This window comes from Vibrio sp. MED222, from assembly GCF_000153005.1.
In the GTDB taxonomy this organism is placed as follows: Bacteria; Pseudomonadota; Gammaproteobacteria; order Enterobacterales; family Vibrionaceae; genus Vibrio; species Vibrio tasmaniensis_A.
In genome coordinates this window covers 354827-376236 of the sequence record NZ_CH902609.1, presented here as the reverse complement: position 1 = coordinate 376236, position 21410 = coordinate 354827, and the positions used below count along the sequence as shown (strand labels likewise).

General features: G+C 44.8%; 14 protein-coding genes and 3 tRNA genes. 12 read left to right on the top strand and 5 right to left on the bottom strand.

Features of this window, described 5'->3' with window-relative positions:
• The first annotated feature begins 53 nt into the window (after positions 1-53).
• The 9 genes from MED222_RS05420 to MED222_RS05460 all read left to right on the top strand — a co-directional run bounded on the left by MED222_RS05420 (position 54) and on the right by MED222_RS05460 (position 9590).
• Positions 54-130: transfer RNA gene (locus MED222_RS05420), tRNA-Pro, on the top strand.
• A gap of 45 nt (positions 131-175) precedes the next feature.
• Positions 176-251 (top strand) — tRNA-His (locus MED222_RS05425).
• Positions 252-306: 55 nt separating this feature from the next.
• Positions 307-383: transfer RNA gene (locus MED222_RS05430), tRNA-Pro, on the top strand.
• Between the two features lie 1117 nt (positions 384-1500).
• Positions 1501-3228, top strand: a complete 1728-nt coding sequence (locus MED222_RS05435) for a dipeptide ABC transporter ATP-binding protein (RefSeq protein WP_009848076.1) — start codon at positions 1501-1503, stop codon at positions 3226-3228.
• A 94-nt stretch (positions 3229-3322) separates the two neighbouring features.
• Positions 3323-4876: an ABC transporter substrate-binding protein gene (locus MED222_RS05440; RefSeq protein WP_009848075.1), complete on the top strand. Its 1554-nt coding sequence runs from the start codon at positions 3323-3325 to the stop codon at positions 4874-4876.
• A gap of 180 nt (positions 4877-5056) precedes the next feature.
• Positions 5057-6034 (top strand): ABC transporter permease, encoded by a 978-nt coding sequence (locus tag MED222_RS05445; protein ID WP_009848074.1) that lies wholly within the window; start codon positions 5057-5059, stop codon positions 6032-6034.
• 2 nt (positions 6035-6036) lie between these two features.
• Positions 6037-6975: an ABC transporter permease gene (locus MED222_RS05450; RefSeq protein WP_004735541.1), complete on the top strand. Its 939-nt coding sequence runs from the start codon at positions 6037-6039 to the stop codon at positions 6973-6975.
• Between the two features lie 188 nt (positions 6976-7163).
• Positions 7164-8150, top strand: a complete 987-nt coding sequence (locus tag MED222_RS05455) for an SPOR domain-containing protein (protein WP_032555304.1) — start codon at positions 7164-7166, stop codon at positions 8148-8150.
• Between the two features lie 198 nt (positions 8151-8348).
• Positions 8349-9590: an NADH:ubiquinone reductase (Na(+)-transporting) subunit B gene (locus MED222_RS05460; protein ID WP_009848072.1), complete on the top strand. Its 1242-nt coding sequence runs from the start codon at positions 8349-8351 to the stop codon at positions 9588-9590.
• 91 nt (positions 9591-9681) lie between these two features.
• Here the strand turns inward: MED222_RS05460 and MED222_RS05465 are convergent, their stop codons facing one another.
• From MED222_RS05465 to MED222_RS05480, 4 genes are all read right to left on the bottom strand, one after another.
• Positions 9682-9933, bottom strand: a complete 252-nt coding sequence (locus tag MED222_RS05465; protein ID WP_017103429.1) for a DUF6482 family protein — start codon at positions 9931-9933, stop codon at positions 9682-9684.
• Positions 9934-10074: 141 nt separating this feature from the next.
• Positions 10075-11772 (bottom strand): hypothetical protein, encoded by a 1698-nt coding sequence (locus MED222_RS05470; RefSeq protein WP_009848070.1) that lies wholly within the window; start codon positions 11770-11772, stop codon positions 10075-10077.
• Between the two features lie 202 nt (positions 11773-11974).
• Positions 11975-13330, bottom strand: coding sequence for a glutathione-disulfide reductase (gene gorA, locus MED222_RS05475; protein WP_009848069.1), 1356 nt, complete (start codon positions 13328-13330; stop codon positions 11975-11977).
• 188 nt (positions 13331-13518) lie between these two features.
• Complete coding sequence (locus MED222_RS05480) at positions 13519-14358, bottom strand: 23S rRNA (adenine(2030)-N(6))-methyltransferase RlmJ (RefSeq protein ID WP_009848068.1); 840 nt, start codon at positions 14356-14358, stop codon at positions 13519-13521.
• A gap of 279 nt (positions 14359-14637) precedes the next feature.
• Here MED222_RS05480 and prlC point away from each other — a divergent pair, with 279 nt between their 5' ends.
• Positions 14638-16680 (top strand): oligopeptidase A, encoded by a 2043-nt coding sequence (gene prlC, locus MED222_RS05485; RefSeq protein ID WP_009848067.1) that lies wholly within the window; start codon positions 14638-14640, stop codon positions 16678-16680.
• A gap of 68 nt (positions 16681-16748) precedes the next feature.
• On the opposite strand, the gene asnC is transcribed toward prlC, so the two are convergent.
• Positions 16749-17213: a transcriptional regulator AsnC gene (asnC, locus tag MED222_RS05490; protein ID WP_009848066.1), complete on the bottom strand. Its 465-nt coding sequence runs from the start codon at positions 17211-17213 to the stop codon at positions 16749-16751.
• 126 nt (positions 17214-17339) lie between these two features.
• On the opposite strand from asnC, the gene MED222_RS05495 reads away from it, so the two are divergent.
• Both MED222_RS05495 and MED222_RS05500 read left to right on the top strand, forming a co-directional pair.
• Positions 17340-20447 (top strand): EAL domain-containing protein, encoded by a 3108-nt coding sequence (locus MED222_RS05495; protein ID WP_009848065.1) that lies wholly within the window; start codon positions 17340-17342, stop codon positions 20445-20447.
• Between the two features lie 120 nt (positions 20448-20567).
• Positions 20568-21347, top strand: coding sequence for a class I SAM-dependent methyltransferase (locus MED222_RS05500; protein WP_009848064.1), 780 nt, complete (start codon positions 20568-20570; stop codon positions 21345-21347).
• Positions 21348-21410 lie beyond the last annotated feature (63 nt).

Below are 21410 nucleotides of genomic sequence, written 5' to 3'. Positions count from 1 at the left end.
GCTTCGGCTTCCAGTGTTGATTCATTATTCCCAAGAGTCGATACAAAATTAGTCGGTGAATAGCGCAGCTTGGTAGCGCATCTGGTTTGGGACCAGAGGGTCGGGGGTTCGAATCCCTCTTCACCGACCACTATTTCAATAATCGCCTTTTAAGCGGTTATATAAAAGATTAGTGGTGGCTATAGCTCAGTTGGTAGAGCCCTGGATTGTGATTCCGGTGGTCGCGAGTTCGAATCTCGTTAGCCACCCCATTAATTTTGGTAACTTCATTGAAGTTCCCTGTTTGAGAAATCAAACGAAACGTCTCGGTGAATAGCGCAGCTTGGTAGCGCATCTGGTTTGGGACCAGAGGGTCGGGGGTTCGAATCCCTCTTCACCGACCACCTTAAGAAGCCTCGTCAGAAATGACGGGGCTTTTTTACGCCTGGAATTTAGATAATTTGAGACCAGAGGGTCGTGGGCTGGATCGCCAGTCCGCAGGGAGCCCTGCCGCGTCAACCCCCTCTTCACCTACCACCTTACCTACCACCTTTAAGAAAGCTTATCAGAAATGATGAGCTTTTTTTTTCATCTGTAGATCTCTAGGTTGGAACCCAAGTGGGGTTCGTCTGATGTTCAAAGGATGTCTCTTCACTGACCACCTTAAGAAGCCTCAACTAGTCGTCCGTGTCAGGAATTACGGGGCTTTTTTACATCTCTCGTTTCAGTAATCCTCAATTTTGAATGCTGGGACTTCAACCGCTTCGACATCTTGCCTGATGTCACCTCCGTAAATCTCCCCCTCCATATAACAAGGCAGGCTCTTACCCTTTATCTTCATTATGGTGCTTATACGGAGCGGTTTGCTTTATCAAATGTGCAGATCGATATCTAATTTTATATAAAACCCACCACCAATTATTCGACAAATTAATAGGTTTGGTCTAGGGATTTTTATGAAAAGTGAAATTTGACGTTAAATATGTTCTCTAAGGCCTGTATTTGACAGATTTCTTCGAATCTTGTTGTTTAAAAAATCCTTTGATTTATTAAATCTTTCGTTTTTCTTGTTTGTATTTATCAAAAAATTCATATGGTTGAATATGTTGTTGGGTTGGTTTTATCTGGTTGTTTTGTTTGCTTAAATTGGTAAAGTTAGCGTTTGTTTCTATAGTGTTAATTGTTTTTTGGAATAATTATTTGATTTTGGTGACTGGTGGGGATATGTGCTTTGAATGATATGTTTAACTCTACAAGTACGCAGTAGTAAGGGGTTTGTGAGTATTTATTATTGGAAATATAATGCTGGTTTTCATTACTATATGCTCTTCGAGTGAATACTTATGTGGCATTTTTACTTGCTAAGCGTTTAATGTCGACTTTTTATCCTATTTTTGTTGCTTTTCTGTGAATTATTTGCCAAATTGTCAACCGTATAAAATATCAGAACAATATTCTGGTAAGAATGGATTCAATTTTGCAGACAGGGCAGAGAGCTGCCAAAGCAGTAGAGGTCTGGTAATGTCACTTTTAGAAGTAAAAAATCTTCGTATCGAATACCCATCTCGTCATGGAGTTCACGCCGCAGTGAAATCACTTTCGTTCAACATTGAACGTGGTGAAATTGTTGGCGTTGTAGGCGAGTCTGGTGCAGGCAAATCAACAGTAGGTAATGCTGTGATCGATTTGCTGAGCCCTCCTGGTCGCATTGCTAGCGGCGAGGTATTTCTGGACGGTGAAAAAGTTTCAGGCTTATCTCCTGAACAGATGCGTTCTGTTCGCGGCTCAAAGATTGGTTTTATCTTCCAAGATCCAATGACTTCTCTTAACCCTCTATTCACAGTAGAACAGCAGTTAAAAGAGACGATTCATGCCAACATGAAGGTTTCGGATCAAGAAGCCTACCAGCGCTCATTAGATTTGATGAACCAAGTTGGTATTCCGCAACCAGAAAACCGTTTAAAGCAGTACCCACACCAATTCTCTGGCGGTATGCGTCAGCGTGTTGTTATCGCGATCGCACTGGCAGGTGAACCTGACCTAATCATCGCTGATGAACCAACAACCGCACTGGATGTTTCTATTCAAGACCAGATCTTGGGTTTGATTCGCGACCTATGTATTAAGAAGAATGTAGGTTGTATGTTGGTCACACACGACATGGGTGTGGTATCTAATGTTACCGATCGCGTAGCCGTTATGTATCGTGGTGATTTGGTTGAGTTTGGTCCGACGGCGAAAGTCCTTGGTACTCCTGAACACCCTTACACGCACAGTCTTATCTCCGCGGTTCCGCGCTCAGATCGTAAACTTGATCGTTTCCCTCTTGTGAGCTACATCGAAGAAGCACATGAGATGGAACCACTTGATGTGAAAAACCATTGGTTGGGTCAAAGCCAAGATCACCGTGATTACACTGGTCCACTGTTGAATGTTGAAAATGTAAACTTACGCTTTACTACCAAGGATTCTTTCTTTGAGAGTCGTCGAGAGTACGTTCAGGCGTCAAATAACGTGAGCTTTGAAGTACATGAAGGTGAAACTTTTGGTCTTGTTGGTGAATCTGGTTCGGGTAAATCAACGATTGCTCGTGTGATTGCTGGTTTGTACGCACCTAACTCAGGCAAGGTAACGTTTGAAGGCGTTGATCTTACGGGACTTAAATCTGAAAAAGAACGTCGCCCAATGCGTCGTCAAATGCAGATGGTTTTCCAAAACCCTTATACATCAATGAACCCTCGAATGAAGATATTCGACATCATTGCTGAGCCGATCCGATTCCATAAACTTACGCGTAACGAGAATGAAACTCGTCAGATCGTTAACGACCTGCTAGAGCACGTTGGTTTAGGCAAGATGGCTGGGGTTAAATACCCACACGAATTCTCAGGTGGCCAACGTCAGCGTATTTCTATCGCTCGCGCCTTGGCAACTCGTCCACGTCTTTTGATTTGTGATGAACCTACCTCGGCGCTGGATGTGTCGGTTCAGGCTCAGATCCTTAACCTATTAAAAGATTTACAAGACGAGCTCAACCTAACCATGCTGTTCATCAGTCACGATTTACCGGTTATTCGCCAAATGTGTGATCGTGTTGGTGTGATGCAAATGGGAGAACTATTGGAAGTAGCGCCAACTGAGCAGCTATTCCAATCGCCTCAGCATGAATACAGCAAACACCTAATTTCTTTAATGCCTGAATTTACAGGTTTAAGAGAAGAAAAAGCAGTGGCACAAGCCGCGGTATAAAAATCAGCAGGCTGGAGTTTAGCTTGCTAAAAACAATAAACAGACGCAAATACAACAACTAGGGATCTGGATTCCCGCATGAAGGAGTTATGCAATGAAAACCATGAAAAGCAAATTAGCAGTAGCTTTAATGGCAGCTGGCCTAAGCTTTAGTGCAGCAGCAGCAGATATTACCGTTGGCTACGCAGCTGACCCGGTATCACTTGACCCGCACGAGCAGCTGTCTGGTGGCACACTGCAAATGTCTCACATGGTGTTTGACCCTCTAGTACGTTTCACTCAAGAGATGGATTTTGAAGGCCGCCTAGCATCTAGCTGGGAGCGTGTTGATGAAACGACTTTCCGCTTTAACTTACGTAAAGGCGTGAAATTCCACTCTGGTAACGAACTGACTGCTGATGATGTTGTGTGGACTTTTGAACGTCTACAAGCTTCTCCAGACTTTAAGTCTATCTTCACGCCATACGAAAAAATGGTAAAAGTGGATGACTACACAGTTGAGCTAGTATCAAAAGCGGCTTACCCACTAGTACTACAAACAGCAACCTACATCTTCCCAATGGACAGCAAGTTCTACTCTGGTCAAACAGCGGAAGGTAATGACAAATCTGAGCTAGTTAAGCACGGTAACTCGTTTGCTTCGACTAACGTTTCTGGTACTGGTCCATTTATCGTAACGCAGCGTGAGCAAGGCGTTAAAGTAACGTTCGAGCGTTTCAATGATTACTGGGACACAGAAACTGAAGGTAACGTAGACAAGCTAACACTTGTGCCAATCAAAGAAGATGCAACGCGTGTAGCAGCACTTCTTTCTGGCGACGTTGATATGATTCACCCTGTTGCGCCAAACGATCACAAGCGTGTTAAAAAAGCTAAGAACATCGATCTAGTAACGCTACCTGGTACTCGTATCATTACGTTCCAAATGAACCAAAACAGCAACGAAGCACTGAAAGATGTGCGCGTTCGTCAAGCAATCGTTCATGCGATTAACAATGAAGGTATTGTTAAGAAAATCATGAAAGGTTTCGCGACAGCTGCTGGTCAGCAGAGCCCAACAGGCTACGCGGGTCACAACGAAGATCTAGTTCCTCGTTACGATCTGAAAAAAGCGAAAGAGCTGATGAAAGAAGCGGGCTACGAAGACGGCTTTACACTAACTATGGCAGCGCCTAACAACCGTTACGTGAACGATGCGAAAGTTGCGCAAGCGTCTGCGGCAATGCTGTCTAAGATTGGTATCAAAGTTGATCTTAAGACAATGCCTAAAGCACAGTACTGGCCAGAATTTGATCTATGTTCAGCAGACATGATGATGATCGGCTGGCACTCAGATACTGAAGATTCAGCTAACTTCAACGAGTTCCTAACAATGACTCGTAACGAAGAGACTGGCCGTGGTCAATACAACTGTTCTGGCTACTCAAACCCAGAAATGGATGCGATTGTAGAAGCTTCTAATACTGAAACTGACCCAGTTAAGCGTTCTAAGATGCTGAAAGGCGTTGAAGCAACACTTTACAACGATGCAGTCTTCGTTCCTCTACACTGGCAGAGTGAAGCGTGGGGCGCGAAATCTAACGTAGGTGCAGCAGACGTAGTAAACCCAATGGTTATGCCTTACTTCGGCGACCTAGTTGTAAAATAATCTAGCTTGCTAGAATCGAGAGCCTGAAGCTTTCAGGCTCTCAATATTATTAAGATATAGATTTAAGTTTCGGTATTTGGTCTTCCTTCAGTCTGGCTAAATACCTTTTTTAAGACTGAATTTTTTGTTGTCTAGTCGCGGATTTCGATTAGATAGTCATGGATAGATAAGGGGCAAGGAATGGTTACGTTTCTGGTCAAGCGCCTGTTTCAGGCACTGATAGTGATGTTTGTGATCAGTTTGGTGGCGTTTGCCATTCAGGATAACCTGGGCGACCCGTTACGTGAGTTAGTCGGTCAATCTGTTTCAGAGGCGGAGCGTCAAGCGCTACGCGATGAACTCGGCTTAAATGATCCCTTCGTTACAAAATACTCTCGCTTTGTAGGCGCAGCTCTACAGGGTGATCTTGGTACTTCATACTTCTTTAAGCGACCTGCAGTTGATGTGATTCTAGATAAACTAGTGGCAACTCTGGAGCTGGTATTTGGTGCTTCTTTAATTATTGTTTGTATGTCGATCCCACTCGGCGTTTACTCTGCGATTCACCCAAAAAGCTTTTTTACCAAATTGATTATGGCAGGCAGTAGTGTCGGTATCTCGGTTCCTGTTTTCTTAACTGCAATCATGCTGATGTATGTGTTCTCTATCGAGCTCGGTTGGCTGCCGTCATTTGGACGTGGTGATACGGCCAACTGGTTTGGTTGGGAGTCTGGCTTCTTAACGCTAGATGGCCTTGCACACTTAGTACTTCCGAGTATTGCTCTGGCATCTATCATGCTGCCGCTGTTTATTCGTCTAGTTCGTTCTGAAATGTTAGAAGTTCTAAGTTCTGAATACATTAAGTTTGGTAAAGCGAAAGGCCTAGCGCTAAACAAAATCTATTACCAACATGCATTGAAAAACACCATGCTACCGGTACTTACCGTTGGTGGTGTTCAGATTGGTACGATGGTGGCTTACACCATTCTTACGGAAACTGTTTTCCAGTGGCCAGGTACAGGCTTCTTATTCTTAGAAGCAATCAACCGTGTAGATACACCACTGATTACTGCATACGTTATTTTTGTTGGTCTTATTTTCGTCGTGACTAACACGATTGTTGATTTGCTTTACGGTGTTATCAACCCAACCGTTAACATCACAGGGAAAGGAGCATAATCATGGAACAGACATCGACAGTGCCGTCTCGCTGGGAACGTTTTAAGCAATCTGACATTGTGTATTACTTCTTACGCGACAAAGTGGCAATGGTGAGCTTCGCCATTTTCTCAATCTTCTTGGTGATGGCTCTAGCTGCACCTATCCTAGCGCCAACAGACCCGTACGACGTGACATCGATTGATATCATGGACTCAGAACTTCCACCATCATGGATGGAAGACGGCGAAGAACGCTTCTTGCTAGGAACGGATGAGCAAGGCCGTGATATTTTATCGACTATGCTTTACGGTTCTCGTTTATCACTGACTATTGGTTTCTTAGCGGTAGGTCTACAACTGACGCTTGGTATCATCATTGGCTTGTCTGCAGGTTACTTCGGTGGCCGTATTGATAGCTTCTTGATGCGCTTCGCTGATGTTCAGCTTTCGTTCTCAACCATGATGGTTGCGATCATTGTCTCGGCCATCTTTAAGGCAAGTTTCGGTAGTGATTTCTATGCACAATACGCTGTGGTGATGCTGGTGGTGATCATTGGTATCGCAGAATGGCCGCAGTATGCGCGTACTATTCGTGCATCAGTATTAGCAGAGAAGAAGAAAGAGTACGTAGAAGCGGCACGTGTGATGGGCTTTAGAGCACCTCGTATCATGTTCCGTCATATTCTGCCTAACTGTTTATCACCGATTTTGGTTATCTCTACAGTACAGGTGGCAAATGCCATCATGTCAGAAGCGGCACTTTCTTTCCTAGGTTTAGGCCTTCCTGTCGACCAACCGTCACTGGGTGCTCTGATTAGTACTGGTTTTAACTACATCTTCTCAGGAGCATGGTGGATCACTGCATTCCCAGGTGTGCTTTTGGTGACATTGGTTCTAGTTATCAACCTACTAGGCGACTGGTTACGTGACGTGTTTAACCCGAAAATCTATAAAGGGTGATAGTTCAGTTTGATTTTTAGTAAAAAAAATCACTAAACTAAGAGTCGTAAGCAATTACGGCTCTTTTTTTGCTTAATGAATTTGGAACTTAGTACCATTGATAGAGTCAATAGTACTTAAAATGGAATTCATGTTTTATCGACGCCTGCTCGGTAATAATTAACCCCTAGAGGGTTTAAGTGGTGGTTATGAAGTTGACAATGAATGTTGTATGTCGTGCTGTGGTTAGAAATTATCGTATGGGGCTTATTGCTGCATCCCTGTTGGGATCAAGCCAAGTTAATGCCGAATCGGTTCTATGCGATGCGACTCAGGCAAGCACCAATCAGTTACCACAGCTAGAACAATCATGTCCGATTGGTAAAGGTGTTTGGGGCAGTAAAGCGCCTAAACATCATTCAGATAATGAGCTGTTTTGGGTTCAATGTGGTTTGTTGAATAAGCCTTTGTCACTGAGCAAAGCAAAGCCATTGTATGAGAAGATTTCAACTAACGTATGGATGAAGCCCGAAGGTGGAGACTATCGCTGCCTAATTGGTCCTTATTCTACTTTCTCTGATGCGAGAAAAGACTTAGCTCAGGTACGTAAGGTTTCTGGCTATGGCGAAGCCTTTATTCGTATGGTTGATAAATCGAAGACCTCTTCTTCACAACCGGTCGTGACCAAAGCAATGAAGTCAAAAACGGCAGAGCCAAAAACGGTTAAGCATCAACCCCCAGTTAAGGCTAAAGTAGCAGCGAAACCAGCGCCGAAGCCGATAGCTGCTGCTCAAAAAACTGCAGTCGCGAGTGCTGCTGCCATTCAAGCTTTCCCTAGTCATGGTGCAAATTCAGACAATGATCTGAACATTGAAATACGCATGACAGCGAGTGTTGCGGGTAGTAAATATGCGATTCCTTATCTTTTAGGTGATGAACAACAGTTTTATATGGAGCAAGGTAAACCTTGGAGCCGACTCGATTACGACAGTGCCGAATTAGTATGTGATAAGATTAATATGACGCTGTTGACTGAAAAGCAGTGGCAAAGTCTCTTAGGGTCGAAGGTCATGGAAAATCAGAACTGGCCAATGCATCTACCTTATTGGGGAGCAGATAAAAAAGGCCTGTTTACTAACGGTAACGTAAACCAGCTTAAAGGCTCCTCACTACTTAATGTGATGTGTGTGAAATAACGAAGACGTGCGTAATACCAAATAAGCCTCAGCCATTGCTGGGGCTTTGTTGTTTATACGCCTTTCTTTTCAATATCAGGTCTATTTCCGGATACTCGGATTTTCAATACAAATTTGATTAAAAATAGCTAAAAATTGTTCAAATAGAGCAGTTGGTGCGTAGAAAACCATAACTCAAGCAATAAGGTGATTGAGATTATGAGTTTGAAGAAACGATTAGAAGACGTAGCCCCGCGTTTTGAAGCCGGAGGTAAATACGAAAAGCTTTACCCTGTCTATGAGGCGTTTGCCACCATCTTTTATACGCCCGGCAACGTAAACCGAGGCTTGACCCATGTTCGAGATAGTATCGATCTCAAGCGAATTATGATTCTGGTGTGGCTGGCGACTTTCCCTGCCATGTTCTGGGGCATGTATAACGTCGGACACCAGAGTGTCTCGGCACTTACATCCAGTTATCAACTTAACGAACTTACCTCGGTTATTGAGAGTAGTTGGCGCTTGTCATGGGCATTTGGTGATGCACAGTCATTGATAGTAAGTAGCTGGGGAAGTCAAATGCTGCTCGGGGCTCTCTACTTCTTACCCGTTTACGCGACAGTTTTCGTCGTCGGTGGTTTCTGGGAGGTGCTGTTTGCCGTTGTACGTAAGCATGAGGTCAACGAAGGATTTTTTGTTAGCTCGGTTCTCTTTGCCTTAATTCTTCCACCGACTATCCCGTTATGGCAAGCAGCGCTAGGTATCACCTTTGGTATCGTTGTCGCGAAAGAGCTGTTTGGTGGCACAGGGCGAAATTTCCTTAATCCAGCGCTTGCTGGTCGAGCCTTTCTCTACTTTGCCTATCCTGCCAACATGTCGGGAGGTTTAGTATGGGTGGCAGCCGATGGTTATTCTGGTGCAACACCTTTAAGCCAATGGTATGAAGGTGGTGGCGCGTCACTCATCAATAACATGACTGGCGAGGCGATCACTTGGATGGACGCCTTTATCGGTAATATTCCGGGTTCGATGGGCGAGGTTTCTTCATTGCTCATCATGTTGACAGGTCTGATTTTGATCGTCATGAAGATAGCGTCTTGGCGCATTGTGGCTGGTGTGATTGTTGGGCTTGTGGCAACGTCGAGTTTACTGAACTGGATTGGCTCTGATACCAACTCGATGTTCTCGATGCCGTTCTACTGGCACTTTGTATTGGGCGGTGTTGCCTTTGGCACTTTCTTTATGGCAACCGACCCAGTTTCTGCCGCGTTTACTAATCAGAGTAAGTGGGCTTACGGGATTCTGATCGGTGTGATGACGGTCGGTATTCGAGTGCTCAACCCTGCTTATCCAGAGGGCATCATGTTGGCGATCTTGTTTGCTAACCTGTTTGCTCCGCTGTTCGACTTTGTAGTGAAAGAGCAAAACATCAAACGTAGACAGAAACGAACATTGCGCTGATTTCAGTGCAGATAGGGAAAGCGATTCCCATAAGAAAGGCTTGCATCGCTGCAAGCCTTTCAATTTTTATTGCGATTGATTTGAAGTTGATTTAACTCCACTTCAAATCAATTTCGAACGGTTGGGTGTTACCACAATGCTCACCGCACATCTCGTCGTATGCACTGTTGTGTATCAGCATTGCTGACGATACGCCTTGATCACTGAAGTGGTCGCGGGCTTGGTTAACACTCAAAAACTTCATTGGGTGCTGGTGGTCGTCTTTGATTAACTGCTTTTGCTCGCCAATGATTTGGTAAGCCAAGTAGATCCCGCCTTCAAATGATTCAATGAGTAGATTCATAACAAACTCCATGTTGTTCTCGATAGTTCTTTGTTTCTGTATCTACGTTGATGGTTGTTTGAAGGTTCATGTGTGTTAAAAATGAAAAAACCAGAAGCTCAGCTTCTGGTTTATTCATAAGTAATCAAATTAACTCAAAGGTTAGTTGATTTTTTGCATGATGCTAACACGGCCTGTTGTTGATCCGTCTGGAGTCATTTTACGGCGAGTTAGCAATCCTTCGTCCCAGTTAGTACCAGCAGGTTGGTATTCCCATTTAATGATGTATTCTTGGTTATTACCATTTGCATCAACAGGACATTTATCTCCTGAACCAGGAATATAACCATTGTCAGTATCATCACAGAAGCGCACAACTGAGTTTAAATCTGTCAGGGTTGCTTTTGATTCACGTCCCGAAATGTTAAACCACCAATAGTCAATTGCAGCAAGCTCTTCATAGGTATACTTCTTGCCTGAGTCTTCAAGATCTGCCGGTGAGTTTGCATTGCACTCTTTCCCTGATACGGTAGCGCCCTCAGAATCAAATACCATTCTCATGACAGCATTTTGTCCATCAGCGCAAATCTGAGTGGTATCCCAAGACCCAGTGAAATCCACGTACCTTTCGTCACTAGGTGTTTCTACGTGATAGTAGAAATTCAAACTTTCTTCGATACGCTTTGCTTTACTTGATTCGCTTGATGGGTCGCTTAACTCTGTTTTTGAACGAATTTGTGTGTATATTTTTGTAATTGGGTCATAGCTACCTGAAAGAGTTTCATATTGGTATGAAGGGGTTGCATCGCCTTCATCTCGATCATCTTCCAGTTTGTTTGGCGTGTAGTGGTTGAGGACTTGTTGATTCCCTTCAATGAAAGGTGCCCAACCGTAACTCTCTGGTTTAGGTGTGGTATTTTCTTTGCTTTTATCAAGTAGAAGGTAAGAAAACGGAGCGTTTAGGGTGAAGTCTGGGTGAGCTGTTTGATTGCAGCCTGCAGAACTCCCTGTCAATACACAGTTGATATACTCTTCAGCGTCTGCGTATGACAATAAAGAGTCGCTGTCACTTACAGCAATAAGACCATTGGCTGAATCTTGATAAGTGAAGTAAGGCGTGCCACGTGTATGTTCAAACACAGCTTTAGGGAGCATTTTGTCAGCGTGAACTAACATTGTTTTGTCGTTAGGGCGGTTGTTTGGATCGTTAATATCATACTGTCTCACCATGATTGAGCGAATAAATTGCCCATTCTTCGCTACAAATGGATTGGCATCAGTGCTGCCGCGAACAGTCCCTGATTTTTCTCCGAATGCTTTCTCCATATGAGCCAATGCTTCAGATTCACTAGTAATTGAAGTGACTCCCATCGCTGTCAGGAAGTCTGTAACAGAATCACGGTCATCTAGACTTAGGCTTTTCATCTTCGCTAACGTCGCTGCATCAGGTTCGCGCAGCGCATCTGGAATTGTCAGTACTTCATCAGAAGCGCTGCCAGATTGGTTATCTAAAGACTGAAGTAGAATTGCTAAATTTAGAGCTCGGTCGTATTTGCCCGCTGCTTCAAATGGTGTCAGTACATCACGGTTTGATGCTGCCCCTACTTTCAAGCCATTTTCACCACCAATGAAGAAGGTCACCGTGTCGTCAGACTTAGCGGTAAATTCGCCTTCGCTGTTTGTGATGCCCTTTGAACCAGAGCTAGTGCTGTAGTAGATACCTTCAACAGCGGCATCGATAAACTTGTTGGTTGTTGTGGATGGTCCTGTCGGTGTTGTGACACCTGAATTAGAACTGTCGCTACCACAACCTGTTAAAGCCACTGCAATCGCTGCTGCGAGAATACTCACTTTTTTCATTACTCGTACATCCTTCATGTATTAGAGCTAATTGTTTTTTTTATGCGTGTAATTTTATAGCGCGCGATTGTAGTTTGATCTTGATTCCAAGTTAAGTATGTAAAATGCTGTTCGGTTAATAAATATCCCGACCATACGGTAAAAAACAAAAAAAGCCGACATAGGTCGGCTTTTGTATAATATTTCTTTGACTTACAGTGGTTTATCGCATGGTAACGAATTCTTCGCTGCCCGTTGGGTGAATTGCCACAACAGAGTCGAAGTCTGCTTTGGTTGCGCCCATCTTCATTGCAACACCGAAGCCTTGAATCATTTCATCGACAGTGAAACCGATACCGTGTAGGCCAACTACAGTCTCTTCTTCGCCAGCACACACTAGCTTCATCTTACAAGGTTGACGGTGCTGAGTGACAGCAGTGTACATTGCAGTAAAACCAGACGTGTATACCTTGATGTTGTCTTTGCCGTATTGCTCTTCAGCTTCTTGAGTCGTTAGACCAATAGTGCCGATAGGTGGGTGGCTGAATACAACAGTAGGAACGAGCGTGTAGTCCATCTTTGCGTTTGTTTGACCGTTGAATAGACGCTCAGAAAGCTGACGACCGGCTTTAACAGCAACAGGTGTTAGTTCGATACCGCCTTCCATGATGTCGCCTACACAGTAGATACCAGGAACGTTGGTTGCTTGGAACTCGTCTACTTTGATGTAGCCACGGTCGTTGGTTGCAACACCCGTTGATGCTAGGTTGATAGCGTCAGTCGCTGGGTGGCGGCCGATAGCCCAAATTAGGTGGTCAACGTTTTGAGTGTTGCCGTTCTCTAGGTGCAGAGTCAGCGTGCCATCTGCTTCTTTCACTACTTCTTTAGGAACAGAGTGCGTGTGAAGTGTTGGACCTTCCGCTTCCATTACTTCAACCAGTGTTTCAACAATCATTGGGTCGAAGCTGCGAAGTGGTGACTCTTTACGACAGAACAGGTGTGTTTCTGTGCCAAGTGCACTTAGTACGCCTGCGATTTCTACTGCGATGTAGCCCGCGCCGATAACAGCAACACGTTTAGGTTGCTCCATCAGGTCGAAGAAACCGTTTGAGTCGATACCGTGCTCTGCGCCAGGGATGTTTGGAATGGTTGGACGACCACCTACTGCGATCAGGATGTGATCTGCAGTGTAGTGTTCACCGTTAACTTCAACGGTTTTTTCATCAATAAACTTAGCAAAGCCTTTGATTACGTTTATTTTGTTGTTACCAAGAACACGATCGTAAGATTGGTGGATACGACCAATGTACGCTTGGCGGTTTTCAACCAGTTTGCCCCAGTTGAAGCCTTTTACGTCAACGTCGAAGCCGTAGTCTTTTGAATATAGGTTGATCGCTTCAGCAACTTGAGCACCGTGCCACATAACCTTTTTAGGAACACAACCAACGTTTACACAAGTACCACCAAGGTCTTGAGCTTCGATAAGTGCAACTTTTGCACCGTGCATTGCTGCGCGGTTAGCTGATGCGATGCCGCCTGAACCGCCGCCGATACAGATGTAATCAAAATGAGTCGCCATTACTTTCTCCATTTATTGAAGGCTGTGGGTACAGTGAGCGCACTGAACACCTACGTCCTATAGATTCTTAAATTGTCTAATTATTATATTGAGGGCAGATCGGTTGAACTCAATCTCCCTGTTTAAAATTTATTCGTGTACGTCACAATCTGCTGAATATTCGTCAGAGCATGACGTTAAGTTCGAGATTACTCGGGTACGATCCACTCTACTTTGAAGTGACCGGTTGCCGGCGCAATTGCTTCCTTCAAGAATGGAAGAATCTCGTTCATTTGGCTTTCTAGCTTCCAAGGTGGGTTGATAACAATCATGCCTGATGCTGTCATGCCACGCTCGTTGGTGTCTGGTGATACGCCAAGTTCGATTTGTAGAATCTTGTTGATGCCTAAGCCTTCAAGGCCTTCGATCATGTCTTCGATATCACAGCGATTTACCACTGGGTACCAAATTGCGTAGATACCGGTTGCCCAGCGCTTATGGCTTTGAGCAATCGCAGTCACAACATCACGATACTCTTTTGCCAACTCGTAAGGTGGGTCGATAAGTACCAAACCACGACGTTCTTTAGGTGGCAGGCTGCCTTTTAGGCGTTGGAAGCCATCTTCTTTGTAGATAGATACCTGACGATCGCGGTGGAACTCTTGCTCAAGCAGCGGGTGATCGGCTGGGTGAAGTTCGGTCAGTACCATGCGGTCTTGGTCACGCAGGTGCGCATGTGCTACACGTGGTGAACCTGGATAGAAACGCAGTTTTTCGCCATTGTTGAGTGCTGAGATAGACTCAAGATAGCTTTGAATGTCTTCAGGAAGTTCTGTTTGTGCCCAGACGCGGGCAATACCTTGTTTGTATTCGCCCGTTTTTTCAGACCATTCATGCGTTAAGTCGTAACGACCTACACCAGAGTGAGTGTCATGGTAAACAAAAGGCTTATCCTTCTGTTTCAAAGAATTAAGAATAAGGCTCTGTACGATATGCTTTACTACGTCGGCATGGTTGCCCGCGTGGAAGCTGTGGCGATAACTTAACAAATTAAACTCTCGTAACACTCTCGAATTAGAGTGTGGTTAGTGTAGGTGGGGTTAATTTGACTATTATAACCCCCAATGGACCATAAATTCTCGAACAATTCAGGAACAGCTGTTCGCAATATGCAGTTAGTTATTGGTTCTACTATTGAAATTTGCCTTCATGGGCACTATTTAATAACTATTCGCAGGTGATTTTTTAGGGCGATCCTTAGCCTGATGACTGTAAGACGACCTCATTACAAAAAAGACGAAAGTCTCTAAAGCCAAAGGAATGTTTATATGTCTAATCCGCTATTAACCTTCACGGACTTACCTCCGTTTTCACAGATCAAACCTGAGCACGTTAAGCCAGCGGTTGAGCAAGTGATTGAAGAGTGTCGCAACAAGATAGAACAAGTACTTGAAGGTAATACTTCACCAAGTTGGGACAACCTCGTTGCTCCAATTGATGAAGTGGATGATCGTTTAGGCCGCATTTGGTCACCTGTAAGCCATATGAATTCTGTGATGAACAGCGACGAACTGCGTGACGCTTATGAGAGCTGCCTGCCTGTACTTTCTGAGTACGGCACGTGGGTCGGCCAACACAAAGGTTTGTTCGAAGCGTATAAAGCGATCAAGGCGAGCGAAGCATTCTCGGCATTAAACCAAGCTCAACAAAAAACCATCACTGACGCACTGCGTGATTTTGAATTATCAGGCATTGGCTTACCAGCGGACGAACAGCATCGCTACGGTGAGATCAGTAAGCGCCAGTCTGAGCTAGGTTCTCAATTCTCAAATAACGTGCTTGATGCAACCATGGGTTGGAGCAAGCAGATCACAGACGTCGCTGAACTGGCCGGTATGCCTGAATCAGCACTGGCGGCAGCACAAGCCGCGGCACAAGCTAAAGAGCAAGAAGGTTACCTACTGACTCTGGATATCCCATCATACCTACCTGTGATGACCTACTGTGATAACCAAGATCTACGCAAAGAGCTTTACGAAGCTTACGTAACGCGTGCTTCAGATCGCGGTCCAAATGCTGGCAAGTGGGACAACACTGAGATCATCACTGAGCAACTTAAGCTGCGTCATGAGATCGCACGCATGCTTGGCTTTAGCACTTACAGCGAAAAATCTCTGTCGACGAAGATGGCAGAAACGCCAGACCAAGTACTTGGTTTCCTTAACGACCTAGCAGTAAAAGCCAAACCACAAGGTGAGCGCGAAGTCGAAGAGCTACGCCAGTTTGCTGAGAAAGAGTTTGGTGTCTCTGAGCTAAACCTGTGGGACATCGCTTACTACAGCGAGAAACAAAAACAGAACTTGTTCGAGATCTCTGATGAAGAGCTTCGTCCATACTTCCCTGAGTCGAACGCAGTGTCTGGTTTGTTCGAAGTACTGAACCGTGTGTTTGGTATGTCTGTGACTGAGCGTGAAGGTGTGGATACATGGCATGATTCAGTGCGCTTCTTTGACATCTTTGATGCGACAGGCACATTGCGCGGTAGCTTCTACCTAGATCTATACGCACGCGAACACAAACGTGGCGGTGCTTGGATGGATGACTGTCGCGGTCGTCGCATTACTCAATCTGGTGAGCTACAGACGCCTGTTGCTTACCTAACGTGTAACTTCAACAAGCCAGTTGGTGACAAACCAGCACTGTTTACTCACGATGAAGTGGTCACTTTGTTCCACGAATTTGGCCACGGTATCCACCACATGCTAACGCAAGTTGAAGCGGGCGCAGTTGCGGGTATCAACGGTGTGCCTTGGGATGCCGTTGAGCTACCAAGTCAGTTCCTAGAAAACTGGTGTTGGGAAGAGGAGGCGTTGTCGTTCATCTCTGGTCACTTCGAAACCGGTGAAGCGTTACCGAAAGGGATGCTAGAAAAGATGCTAGCGGCGAAGAACTTCCAATCTGCGATGTTTATCCTACGTCAGCTAGAGCTTGGCTTGTTCGATTTCACGCTACACACAGAATACGATCCAGAAGTGGGTGCTCGCGTACTAGAAACGCTAGCGGATGTTAAGTCTAAGGTATCGGTACTGCCAAGCCTAGATTGGAACCGCTTCTCGCACAGCTTTGGTCACATCTTTGCTGGTGGCTACAGTGCAGGTTACTACAGCTACCTGTGGGCAGAAGTATTGTCTGCAGATGCGTTCTCAGCATTTGAAGAAGAAGGTATCTTCAATACTGAAACCGGTAATCGCTTCTTGAACAACATTCTTGAGATGGGTGGCAGTGAAGAGCCAATGGAGCTGTTCAAACGCTTCCGTGGTCGTGAGCCACAAATCGACGCGATGCTGCGTCATGCGGGTATCAGCGCTTAATATTGTGCTAGTCTGAATGTGAAAAGAGCCTCCTTGTGAGGCTCTTTTTGTATCGATTTATCAAACGATTATGGATTTACATTGCGGTTGATAGGGTTCTGCAATGAAATCAGTGTCTCAGTCGATTGAACCTCGTCAATCGCCTGCAATTTATCGATCAGTACGAACTGCAACTCTTCGATCGATTTACACATCAGCTTTACGAAAATGTTGTAGGCGCCAGTGGTGTAGTACGCCTCAACCACTTCGTCTAACGCATTTAGCTTGGCAATGGCTGAGTGGTAATCACGAGCTGCATTGAGGTTGATACCAATAAAACAACACACGTCGTAACCAAGCTTCTTGGTGTTTACCACAACCTCGGTTCGCTCAATAATGTCGGCCGATCTCATCTTTTCGATACGAACGTGAATCGTCGCGGGGCTGACATCGAATTTCTTTGCCATTTCAGCATAAGGCGTGCGCGCATCTTCCATTAAGGTTTTGAGAATGGCACGGTCTAGATCATCCAGACGAGCTGTAGTTGTGGACATGCATAATCCTTAGGGTGAATAAAAAATATACCGGCTTTAGTACACATCATAGCCAAGGGTGATAATATTAGCAGTAACTATAGTGTTAGGGTGAATTCAGTGCGATTTTCGTTGTTTTTGATTGTTATGTGTTGGAGTGCTTTTGTTTCAGCTCAAACAAAAGATGTGTTGGTTATTCACTCTTATCATCAGGGTTTTTTCTGGACTGATGATTTCCACAAAGGATTATCAGAAGAATTGGAGCGTGATCGACTATCGTATCGAGTTGTTTATTTGGATAGTAAACGAACTCAAAACCCAGAATACTTAGAGCGCGTTTATCAGCTTTATCACACCAAGTTGATGCATGAAGAATTTGCTGCGGTTGTAGTCAGTGACAATAACGCCCTTAATTTAATGAAGCGCCTTGCGCCCGATCTCAAAGATACGCCAGTAATCTTTGGTGGCATCAACAATTTCTCCCCTGAAATGATTGAAGGTTTGAACGCGACGGGCATTACTGAAGATATTGATTTATTGGGTAATATTGAGCTAATTAAGCGCCTTCAAACAAACGTAAAGAAGATATACATTGTTACTGACCATTCAGTAACAGGTGAGGCTATCCGCTCGCAAATTGATCGTTCTATTGAGGCTCACCCCAACTTTTCCGATTTGCTGGAGCACTATGTGCCTGACTCTTACCAAGAGTTAATTGCGTTTTCTCAGCGAACCGATCTAGATCAGAGCTTACTCTTTTGGGCATATTATCGCGATGCTAAAGGTAACGTGAGTAGCGTTGAAGACTGGCGACAATTGAACATTAAAACCCAAATGCCACTGTATATGGTGCACGATTTGGGGTTGGGTTTTGGGGCGATAGGCGGTGTTATTCAAAGTGGTGAAACGCAAGGTCGAGATACGGGACGTGTTTTACTAAAGGTATTAGCAAACCCAAATGAACCTCTGCCTTTAGTCGCACCTGGCGCATCGGAAATTAAACTCGACTACCAACAGATGTCACGCTGGGGGCTGGGAACTGAGAATGAAGCTTCAATTACTTTTCTCAATAAGCCTCAGTCATTCTTGGTGCGTTATCACGATGAAATTCGAACAATAGGTTTGCTGTTTCTGGTTATGTCGTGTGTTATTGCGACCTTGGTTTACTACCTCAACCGCCTCAAGAAAAGTGAGCGTGCTAGCCGACAAAGCCAGCTGTTACTGGAGTCGATATTCGATCAAAGTCTACAGTACATGGGTATTCTTGATAAAGGCGGTGTACTGCTGTCGAGCAACAGTAAGCTGCATGAGCTTCTTTATAATCAAGGTTATAAATTAGGAACACCTCTCCAAGAATATTGGGAGGGTGCCGCTGGCGAAGTGCTGAAGGAGTATTTTGCTGAAAGGGATGATTATCCCACCCTACGATTTGAGGCTGAGGTATGGTGCCGTGATCGTGGTGGAATGGTGCTAGATATCTCTTTAAAGCCGATGCCGAACAGTGAAGAGGACACCATTCAGTTCTTATTTGAAGCTCGTGATGTTACCTCACGAAAGCTTGCTGAGAACAAATTGTTCCAACGTGAAGCGAATCTCAAACTGTATTACGACAAGCAGCCGGTGATGATGATTACACTGGATGTCAATAATCGCATTCAGCAAGTGAACCAGTTTGCTGAAGAATTACTAGGTTATCCACTTGATCTGCTTTTGGGGCATCGCCCTAGAGAATTTTATGTGGATGAGAACGCGATGATTCCTCGTCATATCTTGTTGCAACCACAGCACAAAATTCGCGGCGTGTGGCGTCGTGATATCGAGTATCGTCATGCGGACGGTAGAACGATCTGGATTCGTGAAAATATTCGTCCATTGGTCGACTCGGGTCAGCTGTTGATTGTGGGAGAGGATATTACTGAAACCCGCGAACTTTCTGAAAAGTTAGAATACCAAGCGCGTTATGACCTGCTTACAGACACTTTCAACCGCAACCACTTTGAGCAAGAGCTACAAAAGGCGCTGAAAGAGGTCGAGAGTCATATGAGAACTCATGCGATGTTGTTCTTAGATTTGGACCAATTGAAAGTATTGAACGATACTGCTGGGCATGAAGCGGGTGATGCCGCGATCTTATTTAGCGCTAATCTGATAGAAGATGTGCTTCCTTACAATGCTGTGTTAGCTCGGATGGGGGGAGATGAGTTTGCGGTATTAATCAAAGACTGTACTGAGCGAGATGCTGTCAATGTCTGTCACAGTATTATATCGATGATGAGTGAGAATCCATTCTTATGGGGTGATATTCACCTCAATCTTACTTGTTCTATCGGAATTCGATTGATTGACCATACTGCCGCTTCATCACAAATGGTGCATGCACAGGCGGATGCCGCTTGCCATGCCGCTAAAGAGGAAGGGCGAAATCGTTATCACCTTTATCATCTAGATGATGAAGATCTGCGCCGTCGCCATTTAGAAATGGAATGCGTTAACTTGGTACACGAAGCCTTAGCCAATGATCGCTTGGAGTTATTTGCCCAACGTATTCTTGGTCTAGAGGAAAATAGCAACAAAATGCACTTTGAGATACTGGTGCGGATCAAGAACGTCCAAGGTGAGTACATTTCACCGGGGATCTTCATGCCAGCCTCCGAGCGCTATAACATCGCGCATTTGATTGATCGCCAAGTCGTCAGTCAGACGTTGAATTGGTTGGAGCAACGCCCACATCTCGTTGATGATTTGGGGATGTGTTCGATAAACCTTTCTGGTCACTCGATGGGTAACCGAGAGTTTGTTGAATTCTTGATTGAAAGTTTGGCGAACTCATCAGTGCCTTGCCATAAGGTTTGTTTAGAGATCACTGAAACGGCCGCCATGAGTAATATGAAGCAGGCAATCAACTTCTTTACTCGAATTAAAGAGCTCGGCTGTTTGATTGCTCTGGATGATTTTGGTTCAGGCTTGTCGTCATTCGGATATCTGAAGGCATTACCCGTTGATATTGTGAAAATTGATGGCCTGTTTGTGCGTGATATTGATGTTAACGAGATGGACTATGTGATGGTTCGTTCGATCAATGATTTAGCGAAGCAGATGGGCAAGCACACGGTAGCTGAGTTTGTTGAAAATACTCAGGTTCTCGATAAGTTGATTGAACTCGGTGTTAACTACGCTCAGGGCTATGTTATTGGCCGACCGAAGCCACTGGCCGAGCTTGTTGAAGAGTTAAGGCAAGAACGAGAGATAGAGTAATTGGTTTAGGTAAGCCGACCGAGCTGTGAATACTTTTCACCGCTAATATGTATTGTTGAGGCAATCAGGTAAACTGGTTGCCTCTTTTATTTTGAATACCACTGTCTGTTGGAGACGACCTTGCAATTACAACTGATTTGCGAAGATGCTACCCAAATCGAACATTTAAATGACTTAGCGACCCGTTGGAATTTATCTCATGATGAAAGCAGCGATTTTGCTTTGGTACTGACTTGCGAGCGACTTGAGCTACGTAAAGTCGATGAGCCTAAGCTTGGCGCTATTTTTGTTGATTTAGTGGGAGGCGCAGTCGGTCACAGACGTAAGTTTGGTGGTGGTAAAGGTCAGGCAATTGCTAAAGCGGCAGGTTTAAACAAAGGTGCAACGCCAACTATCCTCGATGGTACCGCTGGTCTAGGACGTGATGCGTTTGTGTTGGCGTCGTTGGGCTGTAAAGTGCAGATGGTAGAGCGACATCCAGTTGTGGCTGCATTATTGGATGACGGCCTGCAGAGAGCAAAAAAAGACCCAGATATCGGCGGTTGGGTTAGCGAACGTATGAAGTTGATTCACGCTTCAAGTCACGATGCGCTGGATAAACTTAGCAACGACCCTAACTTCGAACAGCCTGATGTGGTGTACCTCGATCCTATGTACCCACACCCAGAGAACAAGAAGAAGTCGGCTTTGGTTAAGAAAGAGATGCGAGTATTCCAATCTTTGGTTGGCGCCGATCTGGATGCCGATGGCTTGTTTGAGCCTGCGATGAAGTTGGCAACTAAGCGCGTTGTGGTCAAAAGACCGGATTACGCAGCATGGTTAGACGAGCAAAAACCGAGCATGGCAATCGAAACTAAAAAGAACCGTTTTGATGTGTATGTGAAAGCATCAATGACTTAATTGAAGCATCAATAACTTAGAGACACACTAAGAAAATTTCCCGTCATAAATACGATAAATCAC